Annotated in this window: 14 protein-coding genes and 2 riboswitches; of the genes, 7 read left to right on the forward strand and 7 right to left on the reverse strand. The window is 67.3% G+C overall.

Going from position 1 to position 15548, the window contains the following annotated elements; genetic code table 11:
- Positions 1-2 precede the first annotated feature (2 nt).
- The 4 genes from ACHAA4_RS07205 to thiD are packed head-to-tail and all read left to right on the forward strand — an operon-like array spanning position 3 to position 2784.
- Positions 3-761: an AMIN-like domain-containing (lipo)protein gene (locus ACHAA4_RS07205; RefSeq protein WP_435773520.1), complete on the forward strand. Its 759-nt coding sequence runs from the start codon at positions 3-5 to the stop codon at positions 759-761.
- 54 nt (positions 762-815) lie between these two features.
- Positions 816-1355 (forward strand): NUDIX hydrolase family protein, encoded by a 540-nt coding sequence (locus tag ACHAA4_RS07210; protein ID WP_058887432.1) that lies wholly within the window; start codon positions 816-818, stop codon positions 1353-1355.
- Positions 1356-1388: 33 nt separating this feature from the next.
- Positions 1389-1967 (forward strand): MFS transporter, encoded by a 579-nt coding sequence (locus tag ACHAA4_RS07215; RefSeq protein ID WP_435773521.1) that lies wholly within the window; start codon positions 1389-1391, stop codon positions 1965-1967.
- On the forward strand, positions 1960-2784 hold the full coding sequence (thiD, locus tag ACHAA4_RS07220) for a bifunctional hydroxymethylpyrimidine kinase/phosphomethylpyrimidine kinase (RefSeq protein ID WP_435773522.1): 825 nt from the start codon (positions 1960-1962) through the stop codon (positions 2782-2784). The genes ACHAA4_RS07215 and thiD overlap by 8 nt, the downstream gene beginning before the upstream one ends.
- 11 nt (positions 2785-2795) lie before the next feature.
- Here the strand turns inward: thiD and ACHAA4_RS07225 are convergent, their stop codons facing one another.
- Positions 2796-3491, reverse strand: a complete 696-nt coding sequence (locus tag ACHAA4_RS07225) for a response regulator (protein ID WP_435773523.1) — start codon at positions 3489-3491, stop codon at positions 2796-2798.
- Positions 3492-3674: 183 nt separating this feature from the next.
- A complete protein-coding gene (locus ACHAA4_RS07230; protein ID WP_435773524.1) occupies positions 3675-4331 on the reverse strand; it encodes a hypothetical protein in 657 nt (218 codons plus the stop codon).
- A 73-nt stretch (positions 4332-4404) separates the two neighbouring features.
- On the opposite strand from ACHAA4_RS07230, the gene ACHAA4_RS07235 reads away from it, so the two are divergent.
- Positions 4405-5082 carry a sensor histidine kinase gene (locus ACHAA4_RS07235; RefSeq protein ID WP_435773525.1) on the forward strand — a complete coding sequence of 226 codons (678 nt, stop codon included), beginning with the start codon at positions 4405-4407 and terminating at the stop codon, positions 5080-5082.
- A 262-nt stretch (positions 5083-5344) separates the two neighbouring features.
- Positions 5345-6586: an acyl-CoA dehydrogenase family protein gene (locus ACHAA4_RS07240; protein ID WP_435773526.1), complete on the forward strand. Its 1242-nt coding sequence runs from the start codon at positions 5345-5347 to the stop codon at positions 6584-6586.
- A 49-nt stretch (positions 6587-6635) separates the two neighbouring features.
- Here ACHAA4_RS07240 and ACHAA4_RS07245 read toward each other — a convergent pair whose 3' ends face one another.
- The 5 genes from ACHAA4_RS07245 to ACHAA4_RS07265 all read right to left on the reverse strand — a co-directional run bounded on the left by ACHAA4_RS07245 (position 6636) and on the right by ACHAA4_RS07265 (position 14646).
- Entirely contained in the window at positions 6636-8135 is a 1500-nt protein-coding gene (locus ACHAA4_RS07245) for an L-serine ammonia-lyase (protein ID WP_435773527.1), read from the reverse strand.
- Positions 8136-8159: 24 nt separating this feature from the next.
- Positions 8160-9341 (reverse strand): glycine cleavage system aminomethyltransferase GcvT, encoded by a 1182-nt coding sequence (gene gcvT / locus ACHAA4_RS07250; protein WP_435773528.1) that lies wholly within the window; start codon positions 9339-9341, stop codon positions 8160-8162.
- A complete protein-coding gene (gene gcvP / locus ACHAA4_RS07255; protein WP_435773529.1) occupies positions 9338-12301 on the reverse strand; it encodes an aminomethyl-transferring glycine dehydrogenase in 2964 nt (987 codons plus the stop codon). Before gcvP ends, gcvT begins: the two co-directional genes overlap by 4 nt.
- Positions 12302-12337: 36 nt before the next feature.
- Positions 12338-12463, reverse strand: a riboswitch (glycine riboswitch).
- A gap of 1 nt (position 12464) precedes the next feature.
- A riboswitch (glycine riboswitch) is annotated at positions 12465-12595 on the reverse strand.
- A 44-nt stretch (positions 12596-12639) separates the two neighbouring features.
- A complete protein-coding gene (locus ACHAA4_RS07260; RefSeq protein ID WP_435773530.1) occupies positions 12640-13911 on the reverse strand; it encodes an FAD-dependent oxidoreductase in 1272 nt (423 codons plus the stop codon).
- A 24-nt stretch (positions 13912-13935) separates the two neighbouring features.
- Entirely contained in the window at positions 13936-14646 is a 711-nt protein-coding gene (locus ACHAA4_RS07265) for a M23 family metallopeptidase (protein ID WP_435773531.1), read from the reverse strand.
- A gap of 116 nt (positions 14647-14762) precedes the next feature.
- Between ACHAA4_RS07265 and ACHAA4_RS07270 the strand changes: the two genes are divergently transcribed.
- Complete coding sequence (locus tag ACHAA4_RS07270) at positions 14763-15467, forward strand: class I SAM-dependent methyltransferase (protein WP_435773532.1); 705 nt, start codon at positions 14763-14765, stop codon at positions 15465-15467.
- The last annotated feature ends 81 nt before the right edge of the window (positions 15468-15548 follow it).

A 15548-nucleotide genomic window follows, 5' to 3' on the forward strand; every position in this document is an offset into this window, starting at 1 on the left:
CGATGAGGGACCAGCGCAAGAGCCAAATCACCGCACTCGGAGCAGCCATGCTGCTGCTCATGTCCTCCTGCGGGTCCCCCGAGGAGGGCCAGGATGCCGCCGCCTCGGAGGACTCCGCCGTGACGGACACCCCCGAGGCCGCCGACGGCGCGCAGGAATCGGAGGAGCCAACGGAGTCTGCCGAGCCGGAGGATTCCGCGGAGTCAGCAGGCTCTGCGGAGCCCACCGAGACCGAGCCGCCAGAGGACCCTGAGACCTCGTCGGCGCCCGAAGACCGGGACGACGCCGGCGCCTCATCAGACTTCAGCACCGAAGTGCAGGAGTCTGCCGGGTTCCCCGGTGAGTTCACCGTCGGTGACGAGCCCTACCACCTGGTCGACATCCGCTCCGGCGTCCATGAGGGCTTCGAACGGGTGGTCTTCGAGTTCAGCGGGGACGGGGTCCCTAGCTGGCGCGGAGAGTACACCGACTCGGCGGCTGAGCTTGGCCGCGGGGAACCCATCGAGGTCGCCGGGGATCACATCCTTGAGATCAACGTGAACGGGCCGTCCTGGGCCCCGGGAGAGGAATCTTCTGAGGCCCTTCCCGCGCAGGAGTACTACGAACGCGACCGCGGCGGTGTATTCGAGGAGATCTTCATCCAGGGCCCCTTCGAAGCGCATTCCCAGTACCTGATCGGGCTTGACCAGGAGCTGCCCTTCCAGATGCAGTTGCTCGAAGAGCCGACCCGGCTCGTGGTGGACTTCGCGACCGAGGAGTGACCCGCAGCGTCGCCCTGACCGGCGACGGGCTCGGTTGTGGTGCATGATGGGACTATGAGCATTCGAACCCCAGATCCGAACCCCGGATGGTTGAACGAGGATGACCTCTATGAGGCTCGGCGTCGACTTCCGATGGTCTACGTCGAAGCGATCCCGGTGCGGCTCGATCCCCTCGGCTGCATCACCGAGCTGGGACTTCTCTACACCGCAGACGCCGAAGGACACTTCTACCGGACCGTCGTCTCCGGCCGAGTGATCTACCGGGAGACCATCCGGGCGGCGCTGCTGCGCAACATCGAGAAGGACCTCGGGTCGATGGTGATGCCCCAGATCCCCGCCTCCCCCGTGCCCTTCGCGGTGGCCGAGTACTTCCCCTACCCCTCTGAGACCGGACTCGTCGACGACCGGCAGCACGCGGTCTCGATGGCCTACATCGTGCCCGTCTCCGGGGACTGCTCTCCACGCCAGGATGCCTTGGAGCTGAGCTGGATGACGCCAGACCAGGTGCTCAGCCCCGAGGTGCAGGCCGAGTTCCTCGGTGGCCGGGAGAAGCTGATCCGCCAGGCCCTGGCTCACCTGGGTCACACCGGCTGAGCGTCACCAGCTCCGGCCGGTAGAATCAGGCCAATGACCACTCCCGCCCCCGAGAAGTCCGTCCGCCGCAGAAGACCATCCCGGCAGCAGGACGCCGGACCCCGTCCGGTGCTCCGGCTCGGACTGGCCGGCTGGATCGTCTCCTGGCTCATCCCCACGGCGGTGATGGGCGGTCTGCTGATCGCGCTGAGCTTCATCCCCGGTCTGAACGAGGACGGATTCCTGGCGCCGCTGATCCCGCTGATCGCTGCGGCGGCCGTCGTCGTCGGCATCCCCGGGACCCTGCTGGTCAACTGGCTCTACCGGCACCAGCTGCGACCCACCGTGCATATCCTCGGCTACGTGCTCGTGGGCCTGCTCTACGGCCCCGTGGTGCTCGTGGTCGGCGCCGGTGGACTGGTTCCCATGCTCATCCCGCTGATCGGCTTCCCGGCCGGCATCCTGCTCGGGATCGGCCGCTGGATGGCGCAACCGCTGGCGCGTGTCACAGACCCGACAGAGGACGACGCCGAGGCCCTCACATCGAGCCCGGACAAAAGCCCGACCCGGAACCCGGTCGGGAACCCCTCCCCCGCGACGACCTCCGACCAGAAGGACCCTGAGAATGCCTGAGACCACTTCAACTCCTGCCATGACATTGACCATCGCGGGATCCGAAGCCACCGGGGGCGCCGGGGCGCAGGCAGACCTGAAGACCTTCCAGGAACTCGGCACCTTCGGCATGGTCGCCTTGACCTGCATCGTGTCCTTCAACCCCAAGGATGAGTGGAACCACCGCTTCGTTCCGGTGGAGACTCAGGTGATCGAGGACCAGATCGAAGCGATCTTCGGCAACTACGGGCCAGAGGTGCTGGACACCGTGAAGCTGGGCATGATGGGCTCCCCCGCCACGATCTCGACAGTGGCCGCCGCGATCGCCGCCCGGAAACCCAAGAACCTGGTGCTGGACCCGGTGCTCATCTGCAAGGGCCAGGAGCCCGGTCACGCGCAGGACACCGACAATGCACTCAAGGCCGAGCTGCTCCCGCTGGCCACCTTTGTCACGCCGAATCATTTTGAGACCGAACAGCTCTCCGGGATGAAGGTCGAGACCCTGCAGGACCTGCAGGCCGCCGCCGCAGAGATCCACCGGCTCTCCGGGGCTGCAGTGCTCGCCAAGGGCGGAGTACGACTCCCGGGCAGCGAGGCCGTTGACGTCTTCGTCGACGCGGAGGGCATCGAGGTGCTCAGCGCGCCGAAAATCGGCGAGCATGCGGTCTCCGGGGCTGGCTGCTCACTGGCCGCTGCGGTCGCGGCGGAGCTGGCCAAGGGACGCGCGCCCCGCGAGGCGGCTCGCCGGGCAAAGGAGTTCGTCACCGCAGGCATCCGTCAGCGCGTCACAGGCAACACCCCGTTTGATGCGCTGTGGCAGGGCGGTCTCCGCGACTGACCCGCGACTGATCAGGTGTCGTCTGCCTCCGCGGCCATGTCCTCGAGCTGCGGTTCGATCAGGCCCAGCTGGGTGGCACGAATGAGCAGCTGGACCCGGTCCCGCACGCCGAATCGAGCGCAGAGCCGTCCGAGGTGCGCCTTCACAGCTCCTTCGGTCAAGACCATCCGCGTGGCGATCTCGCGATTGCTGAAGCCCCTGGCGAGGAGGTTCAAGACCTCTGACTCGCGGGGCGGTATCCGTGGGAGGTAGTCCGATCCCGCGAGCGCGACGGAGAACTCCTCGGCCTCGTTGACCGCGTTGAATTCCAGTCTGCGCGCCACGTCGGGCGAGATCGGCACCGAGCTGCCGTGGACCTGGCGAATGGCCTCCAGCACCTGCTCCGCTGTGGCGTCCTTGACGATATACCCCTTGGCCCCGGCTTTCAGCGCCTGCAGCGCGTGCCCCTCCGAGCTGAACGTGGTGACGGCCAGGACTGAGGTCTCCGGGGCGATCGCCATGACCGCGGCCGTCGCCTCGACCCCGCCCATGACGGGCATCTTGAGATCCATGATCACGACGTCGGGCTTCTCTTCACGCACCCGCTCGATGACCTCGACGCCGTTCTGAGCTTCGCCTACACAGACCATATCGGGGGCGGAGTCCACGTAAGCGCGCAGAGCCGCACGCATGATCGGGTGGTCGTCTGCAACGACAAGACGAAGCATGGCTGAACCTGTTCTTTCTCGGCCTGTGACACCTGGCGCGGTGTCCTACAGTATCGGACCCGATCATCGGCCCGCGAGGATCGGACCCCTCGAAGCCCGGGCGGGTACCGAAACCGGGGAGTTCTGTCTAAATTAGGTACTTAAGTCCACTATACCTAAATCTAGGCACACCATATTCTAAGTTTACACGCTAAAACTTCTGAGGCATACCCCCGAAAGGAACAAAATAATGTCCCTGTCTTTGTTTGCATACCAAATCGCCGTTGCTATCACCTTTGTTGCAACTTTAGTTCTTGGTTTCTTCGATATTACAGGATTCGAAGTTGAGGGTTTCTTCCGCTCATTCATCTGTGCAGCCTTCCCAAGGTCTTCAGCCTGCTGACCCCTCGCTAGTATTGGGCAGTAAGGCGTATCCTTGAGAGTGACCTTTTCGAACGATCTAGCACCAAGCCGTCGTGTTCTTGGCAGCCTCACTCTGATTACCGTCGCCGGAATATCTGCAGACATCGTTCTCGGCATGACGATTGCAGCGGAGTACACCAGCAGGACGTTCCAGTACGGGTACTTGATCTGGATCCTCGCGGTATGCCTACTGTGGCTCCATCCAGCTGCGGGAGCTACCGCCGCCCTGCTCGGCGCGGCCGTCGGCGGGATAGTGGACTCCCAGTTTGAGACTGCCTTGCTGGTCGTCCTGTTCAGCGGCCTGTCCGCACTGTACTGCTCGAAATGGTTCCGGCGGCTGTACCTCATGCTCGCCATTGGCGTCGCCATCAGCGTGGGCCTGGCACAGCCCGTGCCTCTGCTCGTCGTGGGGTTCGGCGTGACCACAGCTGCAGTCATGTGCCTGTCGTACTTCGCAGGTCGAGCTACTCGAAGACATCTCGTCTCTCGCCTGACGGCCGATCGTGAGCTCATGCATCTGCGAGCCGTCCATCAAGACGCGCTCGCCGGAGAGCGCCGTTCGATCGCGCGGGACCTCCACGACATCCTCGCCCATGACCTCACGGTGATTTCAATGCAGACCCAAGTCGCTGCGGCCACCGGGACACCGGAGTCGCGAGCCGCGGCACTGTCGCAGATCTCCCAGTCCGCCGGCGCCGCGCTTCACGATCTCCGACGCGTGCTGCTAGTGCTGCAGCGTGAGAACATCATCGGCGCAGCCCCCGGCGATGCCCCGGAGCTGGATCTGGAGTCGGGCCTGCAGCGCTTCACCGAGCGCCTCGAAGACCTGGGATTCACGGTGGAGACCTCGGTGCACGGGGACCTCAGCTCGATCTCTCAATCCGTAGAGGCCTGTCTGTACCGGATTCTGCAGGAGTGCACCACGAACGTGGTCAAGCACGGGGCACGCGGTCAAGGCATCAATGACTGCGCCATCGAACTCGAGGTCAAGGAGGCCACCGTGGACCTCGCCGTGACGAACCGGACCGATGCCCACCAGGCCCCAGCCCCGAAGCACGCAACGTCAGGAACCGGGCTGATCAGCATGAAGGACCGAGCCGCGACCTATGGCGGCACCATCGAGGCAGGTTCACCCGCTGAGGGCATATGGAGCGTGCAGGTCTCCGGCATCAAACTCCGCCTGCGCTGAAAGCAGCCCTGAGACAGAGAGGCTCGGACGGTGCCGTTCCCACCGCCCGAGCACTAACACCAGCCGAGGTCCTGCTCCGAACCCTTGCACCGTAACTCGGAACGCCTCAAGGCCAATGCTTCTCCCTGAATCGTGCATCGCTGATGCACGTCCACTAGTAAGTATTCGGGAGTCGCGAGCTTCTGACTAGTGGACTTTCGTCTCCAACTTGAAGGTAGACCTGTGCTCCACTTCATAGTGACTATCGAGTAACATGTGTGCCATGACACATCATGCCCCCGATGCCTCGGTTGACCCGATCTATGACGTCTCCACCGCGCAGGACCTCGACTACTACGGGGTCTTCGACGACCTCCCCGAGGCAGACCGGCAGTGGTGGGCTCGCGCCCGCGAGTTCTCCGCCGGGCTCGAGACCCGGATGGCCCAGCATTGGGAGCACGCCGAGTACCCTGTGGACCTGGTCCGGAAGGCTGGCGGGCTGGGACTGCTGACCGACGGCGTCGACGTCTCCGAGGCCTCCATGGAGACCCTCTCCCCAATGGCAGCCGGACTGGTAAACATGGAGACCTCTCGAGCCGACGGCTCTCTGGGCACCGCCTTGGCCGTCCAGGGCGGGCTCGCGCTGCGCACCCTGGCCTACTTCGGCTCCGCGGACCAGAAGGCGGAGCATCTGACCAAGCTGGCCACCGCCGAGACGCTGGGGTCCTTCGCGCTCACCGAGCCTACGCATGGCTCGGACTCGGTCTCGCTGGAGACCACTGCCCGGCTGGTCGGCGATGAGGACTCCGGCTACTACGTGATCAATGGTGCCAAGAAGTGGATCGGCAACGGTGCATCCGGCGGCCTGACCTTCACGTGGGCCCGGGTCGTCGGCGGCGTCCACGACGGCAACGTGCGCTGCTTCCTGGTCGATCAGGACACTCGCGGCTATCGAGCCGAGGTGATCCAGGGCAAAGCGTCGTTGCGCGCGATCCACCAGGCGCTGATCCAGTACGAGGACGTCGAGGTCCCCGCCCACGCCGTGCTGCCGGGATCTAGGACCTTCAAGGACGCCTCTAAGGTGCTCTTCGCGACCCGGCTGGGAGTCGCCTGGTCCGCCGTCGGGCATGCCTCCGCGCTGGTGGAGGCGGCCCTGAGCTATTCGAAGCAGCGCGAGCAGTTCAGCCGCCCGCTGGCCAGCTTCCAGCTGGTCCAGGAGCGCCTGACTTGGATGGTCTCGGAGCTGACCTCGATGCAGCTGCACGTGCGCCAGGTGACCGAACGGGATATTGCCGGCACCCTCACCGGCCCGCAGGCCTCGCTGGCGAAGTACCACAACACCCGCAAGGCCCGGGCGATCGCCCAGGTCGCCCGGGACATGCTCGGCGGCAACGGGATCCTCCTGAAGAACAAGGTCCCGCGCCACATGGCCGACATCGAGGCGATCCACACCTATGAGGGCACCGAGTCCGTGCAGAGCCTGATCATCGGGCGCGACCTGACCGGGTACTCCGCCTTCGCCTAGCGGGAGCGCTGGGCGCCGGGGCGAACCGTCGTCACTCAGCACTCAGCACTCAGCACTCGACGACGTTGACCGCCAGCCCGCCCAGTGCGGTCTCCTTGTACTTCGAGGACATGTCCTTGCCGGTCTCGCGCATCGTGACGATGACCTCGTCCAGGGAGACCCGGTGATCGCCGTCGCCCATCAGCGCCATCCGGGCGGCGTTGACCGCCTTAGTTGCTGCCATGGCGTTGCGCTCGATGCAGGGCACCTGAACGAGTCCGGCGATCGGATCGCAGGTGAGTCCCAGGTTGTGCTCCATCGCGATCTCGGCGGCGTTCTCCACCTGTTTGGCGGTCCCGCCGAGGACCTCGCAGAGCCCGGCGGCGGCCATCGAGGAGGCCGAGCCGACCTCACCCTGACAGCCGACCTCGGCGCCGGAGATCGACGCCTGCTCCTTGTAGAGCACCCCGACCGCGGCGGCGGTGAGCAGGAACCGCACGGCGATGTCCTCGCGCTCTTCCTCCCCGCAGTAGCTCGCGCCGGGCCCGTAGTGGGTGGCGTAGAACCCGACGGCGGGAATGATCCCGGCGGCACCGTTGGTCGGCGCGGTGACCACCCGTCCGCCGGAGGCGTTCTCCTCATTGACCGCCAGCGCCACGAGGTTCACCCACTCCTGCCAGTAGGCGTGGGTGCGGCCCGGATCGTCCTTCCACATCCGGGCGTGCCAGTCGGGCGCACGACGCCGGACCTTGAGCCCTCCGGGCAGGTGCCCCTCGCGCTCCAGGGCTGAGTTCTTGCAGTCCTCCATGACCTGCCAGAGGTGCAGCACCTTGGCGGTGATCTCCGCGTCGGCCTCCTCCTCGGTGCCGCCGTGCCGGGCGAGGTGCAGCGCACGCTCATTGGCCAGCATCACCCGGGAGACCGGCAGGCCGGAGCGGGCGCAGTGCTCCATGAGCACGGCGGCGGTGGTGAACGGATAGGGCACCTCGGCGTCCGGGGTGGCCAGCGCCTCCCCCAGCGAGGCGTCGGAGGCCACCGCATCGGATTCCGAGAGTACGAACCCTCCCCCGATCGAGTAGTAGATCTCCTTGGCCACCTGCTCTCCTCCGGCGTCGAGCGCGGTGAGCGTCATCGCATTGGTGTGCCGGTCCATCACGGTCAGCGGACGCTGGATGAAGTCCTCCACCCGCAGCGGGATCTCCTTACCGGCCTCCTGCGCGTCGGCGTCGTCCTGCTGCTGATCCTGCTGCGGGGCGCCCGATTGGGCAGCCAGCTGGATCCTGCCGGTGGCCTCCATGGCGGCGAGTCGGGAGTCGACCTGCTCGGGCAGGATCGTCTCCGGGTCCCAGCCCTCCAGCCCCAGCAGCACTGCAGTGAAGGTGGCATGCCCGCGTCCGGTGGCCGAGAGCGAGCCGTAGAGGTCCACCTGCACCGACTCGGTCCGCGCCAGCGCCTCGGGACTGGCAAGCTGCTCGGTCACGAACCGTCGGGCGGCACGCATCGGTCCCACCGTGTGGGAGGAGGATGGCCCGATGCCGACCCGGAGGAGATCGAAGATGCTGATGGTCATGGAGAGTCTCGAATCCTGGTCCGGTCAGCGTTCGCGGCGGTAGAAGGGCAGCGGGACCACTTCGAAAGGCTGCGGCTTGCCGCGCAGATCGACATCGAGCCGTGTGCCCGGTTCAGTGTGGGCGATGTCGACGTAGGCCATCGCGATCGGGTAGCCCAGGGTGGGGCTGGGCAGCCCGGAGGTCACCGCACCCACGGTCTCACCGGCATTCTCCCCCTCCGCAGCGAGCACCGGGTAGCCGCCGCGGCCGGCGCGCTTGCCCAGCCCCTTGAGCCCGACGAGCCGCTGCCCTGTGGTCTTGCCGCGTCCCTCGGCCTTAGCCGCCTCCAGAGCGGCGCGGCCGACGAAGTTCTCCTCCTTGCTGAGAGAGACCACCGGCAGGCCCGCTTCGAAGCTGACCCGTTCGGTGGAGAGCTCGTTGCCGTAGAGCGGCATCCCGGCCTCCAGGCGCAGCGAGTCCCGGCAGGCCAGACCGCAGGGGACCAGGCCGTCGTCGGACCCGGCCTCCAGTAGCGCCAACCACAGGGCGTGGGCCTTGTCATTGGGCAGGAACAGCTCGAACCCGTCCTCGCCGGTGTAGCCGGTGCGGGCGAGCAGGATCTCGTCGCCGCCGATGCTCACCGTGGTGAACGCGTAGTAGCCCAGTTCTTCGACCAGGAAGGTCTCATTGCCGCGGACCACGGAGCTGATGATCTTCTGCGCCGCGGGTCCCTGGACCGCGATCAGGCTGATGCCTTCCGATTCGTCCCAGACCTCGACGTCGAAGCCGGCACTGCTGGAGGAGTCGCCGTCGGCGGGTGCGCCGTCGCGGACCGGGCCGGCGGCGGCGCGCTCGGTGAGCGCCGCGGCGACCACCTCGCGGTTCGACGCGTTGGGGACCAGCAGGTACTCGTTCTCATCGATCCGGTAGGCGATCAGGTCATCGAGGATTCCGCCGTCCTCCCGGCAGATCAGCGAGTATTTCGCCTTGCCGATCTTGACCGCGGCGAGGTTGCCCACCAGCGCGGTGTTCAGGAAGGTCGCGGCGTCGGGGCCGACGATCCGGATCTCGCCCATATGTGAAAGGTCGAAGAGTCCGGCGGTGGTGCGCACCGCACGGTGCTCCTGAAGCTCCGAGGTGTACTTCAGCGGCATCTTCCAGCCGCCGAAGTCGGTGAAGCTGGCACCCAGGTCTGCGTGGGCGGCGCTCAGCGCGGTCTCTCTCATGCGGTGCTCTCCTCGAGCTCGAAGGCCTCCGGCGGTGGGCAGGAGCAGATCAGGTTGCGGTCGCCGTGGGCGCCGTCGATCCGGCTCACCGGCGGGAAGTACTTGTCCTGAAGCAGGTTGCGCACCGGGAAGGCCGCCTGCTCACGCGGGTAGGCCCGGTCCCAGGCATCGCCGGCGACGACGGCGGCCGGATGCGGGGCCAGGCGCAGCGGGGACTCCGCGGCGCTGATCCGCTCCTCGATGATGTCCTGGATCTCGGCGCGGACCCCGATCATCGCGGCGATGAACCGGTCGATCTCGGCCAGATCCTCGGACTCGGTGGGCTCCACCATCAGCGTCCCGTTCACTGGGAACGCCAGAGTGGGGGCGTGGAAGCCGTAGTCGATGAGCCGCTTGCAGACGTCCTCGGCGGTGATCCCGGAGGCCTTGGTGAGCTCGCGCAGGTCCAGGATGCATTCGTGCGCGATCAGCCCGTGCTCCCCCGTGTAGAGGGTCGGGAAGTGCTCCTTGAGCTTCGCGGCGATGTAGTTCGCGCTCAGCAGGGCGTGGGCGGTGGCGCTGGTGAGGCCCTCGGAGCCCATCATCGCGAGATAGGCCCAGGAGATCGGCAGCACTCCGGCGGATCCGAAGGGAGTGGCTGTGACGGGGGCGCCGTCGCGACCCTCGCCCTCGTGCTCCCCGGTGGCCCAGGAGGCACCCACGGAGGTGCTCGGCAGGAATGGCTGGAGGTGCTCGGCCACGGCCACCGGGCCGACGCCGGGTCCGCCGCCGCCGTGGGGGATGCAGAAGGTCTTGTGCAGGTTCAGGTGCGAGACATCGCCGCCGAACTCGCCGGGCTGGGCGAGGCCGACCAGTGCGTTGAGATTCGCGCCGTCGATGTAGACCTGCCCGCCGGTGGCGTGGATCTTCGCGCAGACCTCGCGCACCTCGGTCTCATAGACGCCGTGGGTGGAGGGGTAGGTCAGCATGATCGCGGCGATCCGGTCCGGGTGCGCGGCGATCTTGGCCTCCATATCGGCCATGTCGATGGTGCCGTCCTCCGCAGTGGCGACGACGACGACCTGCAGTCCGGCGAGCACCGCCGAGGAGGCGTTGGTGCCGTGGGCGGAGGCCGGGATCAGGCAGATGTCCCGGGCGGCGTCGCCCTGGGCGAGGTGGTACTGGCGGATGGCCAGCAGTCCGGCGTACTCACCCTGGGAGCCGGCGTTGGGCTGGATGGAGACCGCCGCATATCCGGTGACCTCGGCGAGGCGGGACTCCAGATCCGCGATCATTTCGCGCCAACCGGTGGTCTGCGCGGCCGGGGCGTAGGGGTGGATCCCGGCGAACTCGGGCCAGGAGATGGCTTCCATTTCGGTGGCCGCGTTGAGCTTCATGGTGCACGAGCCCAGCGGGATCATGGTCCGGTCCAGGGCGAGGTCGCGGTCCGAAAGGCGGCGCAGGTAGCGCATCATCTGCGTCTCGGAGCGGACCTCGTGGAAGATCGGGTGGGTCATGAACTCCGAGGTGCGGGTCAGGGACTCGGGGAACGCGAAGCCCTGGTCCTGCGCGGCGGACTCAGACTGCGCGGCGGACCTGGTGGGATCCGCGACCGGGAGGGGCTCCTTGACGCCGAAGACCTGGGCGACGGCGGTGAGCTGCGCCGGCGTCGTCGTCTCATCGGTGGACATCCCGACGACGTCTTCGCTGACCCGGCGCAGGTTCACCCCCGCGGCCTCGGCCGCAGCGATGACCTTCTCGGCCTGATCGTGGGAGTCCAGCCGGATCTGAACCGTGTCGAAGAAGGACTCGGCGATGAGCTCGTGGCCGGCGTCGCGCAGCGCGGCCGCCAGGGTGCGGGCGTGGCCATGGACCCGCTTCGCGATCCGGGTGAGCCCCTCGGGGCCGTGATAGACCGCGTACATCGAGGCGGCCACGGCCAGCAGCGCCTGGGCGGTGCAGATGTTGGAGGTGGCCTTCTCGCGGCGGATGTGCTGCTCGCGGGTCTGCAGGGCGAGCCGGTAGGCGGGGCGACCCTCGGCGTCCTTGGAGACTCCGACGAGTCGGCCTGGGAGCTGGCGCTGCAGCCCGGACTTCACGGCCATGAAGGCCGCGTGCGGGCCGCCGAAGAACAGCGGGACGCCGAAGCGCTGGGAGCTTCCCACCGCGATATCAGCACCCTGCTCGCCGGGTGAAGTGATCAGGGTCAGGGCGAGCAGGTCCGCGGCGATGGTGACCATCGCGCCGCGCTCCTTGGCCTCGGCGATCACCGCGCGGTGGTCGACGACGGCGCCAGAGTTTGCCGGCTGCTGCAGCACCAGTCCGCAGATCTCACCCTCGGGAAGACCGTGAGCGGCGATGTCCACGGTCTCGATCTCGATGCCCAGCGCGTCGGCCCGGCCGCCCACCACGGCGAGGGTCTGCGGGAAGATGTCGGCGTCGAGCACGATCTTCGCGGTGGCGCGCTTCTTGTTGCCGCGGCGCATCAGCAGGATGGCCTCGGCCACGGCGGAGGCTTCGTCCAGCAGTGAGGCGTTGGCGATGTCGAGGCCGGTGAGATCAGCGACCATGGTCTGGAAGTTCAGCAGCGCTTCGAGCCGGCCCTGGGAGATCTCAGGCTGGTACGGGGTATAGGCGGTGTACCAGGCGGGGTTCTGCAGCACGTTGCGCAGGATCACCTGTGGGGTGTGGGTGTCGTAGAAGCCCTGACCGATCATCTGCGCACGGGGCTGGTTCTTCTCCGCATAGCCGCGCAGCGCCTGCAGCGTCTCGGCCTCGGTGAGCGCCTCGGGAAGGTTCAGCGGCTCGGGCTGGCGGATCGCCTCGGGGACCGCGGCGTCGACGAGGTCGGCGAGCGAGTCGTAGCCGAGCGTCTCCAGCATCGTGGCGGCGGTCTCGGAGGTGGGCCCGATGTGCCGGGCGGAGAACTCGGTGGCGTCGGGGGCGAGCGTGGAGCTGCGACGGACGGATGTGACGGTCATAGAGGAACCTTCCAGGCATGGAGATAGCGCGGGTTCCTCCCCCGCTCTGTGATGGACCTGAGAGATTCACCGGTCACCGCACCCGTCAGACGGGGCAGAGCCGGCTTGCACCTTCGGTGAGCGCGCCAGAACCATTGCCTGACGTGCTGCTTTCCAGAGTTGCCACCCCTGCACGGTACTGAGTGCCTGAGAGGTTCCCGGGGAGGATATTGCTCCTTCGGCGCCGGATCCGCGCCCAGGTCTGCAGTGAGGACACTGCTCTGGGCGCCAGCCGGACTCTCCCACACAGGGGACGTGGCGATGATTCAGTTTCCCCTCATTGTGCCACAGCAGTGTTTTCAGCCACGTTTCACGATGCGCTCACGGGGCCCCGGCTCAGCAGGGGTGCGCACGTGTTCCGGGAGCAGGCCCACACCGATCACGCGGGCCGTGATTCGGCGCAGCACGGGTGAGCTGAGGCGCAGCAGCCTCGCCCCGGCCCGCGGGACGACCCGGCGGCCCTCGGTGGAGCGCGCGATCACCTTATGCCCCCGCGCCTGGATGCTCTGCATCAGCTTCACCGGCCGCTGCCGCCTGGTCTGCACGGCCGCCAGCGTCTGCTCGGTCACGACTCCCTGCCGCAGTTCTGCGCTGATCGCGTTGGCGAGGGCCACCGCGTCCTGGATGGCGTAGTTCACGCCCACCCCGAACATCGGGGACATCGCGTGGGCCGCGTCCCCGATGGCGATGAATCCTGGTCGGTGCCATCGCGGGAGCCGGTTGATCTGCACGGTGAGCAGCTTGATCTGCTCCCAATCGGTGAGCGTATGGACGACCTCGAGCAGCTTTGGGGCCGCCCGGACGAGCCGGGCCCGGAACGCCGGCAGCCCGTCGTGCTGCAGGTCCCGGAACCCACCTTTGCGGATGATCAGGCCTGATTGGTAGGTGTCGCCGCGGTCGATGGTCAGCACCATCCCTGCCGAGGAGAGGTGGCCCAGCGTGGGCGCACCCGGATCGGAGGGCTGCGGGAGGCTGAACCAGAGCACGTCGATGGGCACTCCGGTCTCCACCGGGATCAGCCCTGCGGCGGCACGCAGGGTCGAGGACCGCCCGTCGGCGGCGACCGTGAGCCGCGCCCGGATCTCGTGCTCCCCGGCGGCAGCGCGGACGCGCACTCCGAGGACGGCGGCGTCGTCGTCGCTTTCGCCGGGCCTCGGGCGATCGTGCAGCAGGTCTGTGGCCTCGGTGTCCATCCGCAGGTCGAAACCGGGCAGCGCCTGCGCCTCGTGGGCCAGGAAGTTCAGGAGGTCCCACTGCGGGGCGAGGACCAGGAAGTTGTCCGGCGCCCGGAGCGCACCGAAGTCGACCAGCGTGAGACGTTCATCCTCGATGACAGCGTCGAGCGTGGAGAGTCGAGTGACGGGCAGGGCCAGAAACTTCTCGCGCAGCCCGAGCTCGCCCAGGAGCGTGATCGTGGAGGGATGGACGGTGTCGCCGCGGAAGTCCCGCAGGAAGTCGGGGTGCTTCTCCAGCACGGTGACCTCCAGTCCGGCGCGGGCCAGCAGATATCCCAGCATCATCCCGGCGGGGCCGCCTCCGGCGATGACGCAGTCACGCTGCGGGTCGGTCATCGGTATCGCCTCCTCGGCACGACGTCAGGGCCCCACCAGCCGCACGGGCTGCACCACAGAGGAGTTGGCCGGGACGCCGCGCCGGATCAGAGCTGTCTCGCCGCTGCGGATCTGTTCACAGAAGTTTCGGAACGCGATCGGCGTGCCATGAGCGCGGGGCAGGTGCAGGCCGTCCATCGCCTGGAGATGAAGGTGCGGCTGGGTGGAGTTGCCGCTGTTCCCGCACCGTGCCAGCACGTCTCCCGTGGAGACCTGCTGACCCGGAGAGACTCGAATCGATCCGCGCTGCAGATGCACTACGGCGATGAAGCATCCGCTCACCGGCTCCTCGAGGATCACATGGTTCCCGGCGATGGCCGCCGGTCCCTCACGGATCCGGGCGGGCTGTCCGAGCATGTAGCCGATCAGGTTCACCTGCGATCGGCGGGCCGCATGGTCATCTTCGCCGTCGTGGACCACTCGGACGGTCCCTGGACACGGTGCCAGCACCTCTTGGCCATAGGCGAAGAACAGCTGCGGCGGCTCCGTGGCCAGGGTGCTGCGCCAGCTTCTCGACCGGGCGGTCCGACCATGGGCGTCAACGGCGATGAAGTCGATGGCGTAGCGGATGCCGAAGAGATCGGTGCCGTGGCTCGGGACGCGGTTGGCCGGGCTGTTCTGCACCTTCCAGGGACCCCTGAAGGGCAGGGAGAGATCCAGCGGGCGCACTCCGGAGGAGGGGAGCCGTGAGGGCATGGTCAAAGTTTAGGACGGCGCGCCGCTGAAGTCTCCGGCACCTGTCCCCCGCGTCAACGCGCGGGTTCCGCCACGCCACCCCTTGTCAGCGCGTCGAACTCTGCAAGAATCACGTCATGACTCTCCACGACTTCGTCCCGGCGGCGAACCAGGGCGATGATCCGGCGGTCTACGAGATCGAGAATGAGGCGATTGACCCTGAGGGCGTGCTGTGGGCCGCCCTTCGCCAGGCCGCCGACTGGCGGCGCAAGGTGCTGGTGGACCTTGGCTGCGGCTCGGGCTATTGGCTGCAGAAGTACTCCGAGGCGGAGAAGACCATCGGGATCGAACCCGACGAGCGACTCCTGGACGCGGCCCGTGGTCGCACTCGCAGGGCCGAGGTCTTCCACGGCTCGGCCGAGCATATTCCGCTCGCCGATGCCAGCGTCGACGTCGTCCATGCGCGCTTCGCCTATTTCTTCCCCTCCGAGAGCTTCGATCCGTCGGCGGGTCTGGAGGAGGTCGCTCGGGTGCTGCGTCCCGGGGGCAGGCTCGTGGTGATCGACAACGACCACGTGCTCGGCGAGTTCGCTGCGCTGCTGCAGGCCAGCGCCCCGGCCGCTGCGCAGGGTCGGGGCAGCTACCCCTCCGACTGGTGGCGGGAGAAGGGTGCCCGGACCGCGGCGGTGATGAGCGGCTGGCAGTTCGACAGCCGCAGCGACCTTGAGCGGGTCCTGCACCTGGAGTTCCCGGACGATGTCGCCGAGGACTGGCTGAACAGCCACCCGGACCGGCTCGGTCTCTCCTATGGGTATCTGCTGCACATCTGGACCAAGCCGTAGCGCCTTCGATCTGCGGCCCTCGACCCCGGTCCAGCCCCTGAGGTGCGCAGACGTGGTGCTGTGATTCCACTCATGTTTACT

Source organism: Nesterenkonia maliinae (assembly GCF_051262655.1).
Classification (GTDB): Bacteria; Actinomycetota; Actinomycetes; order Actinomycetales; family Micrococcaceae; genus Nesterenkonia.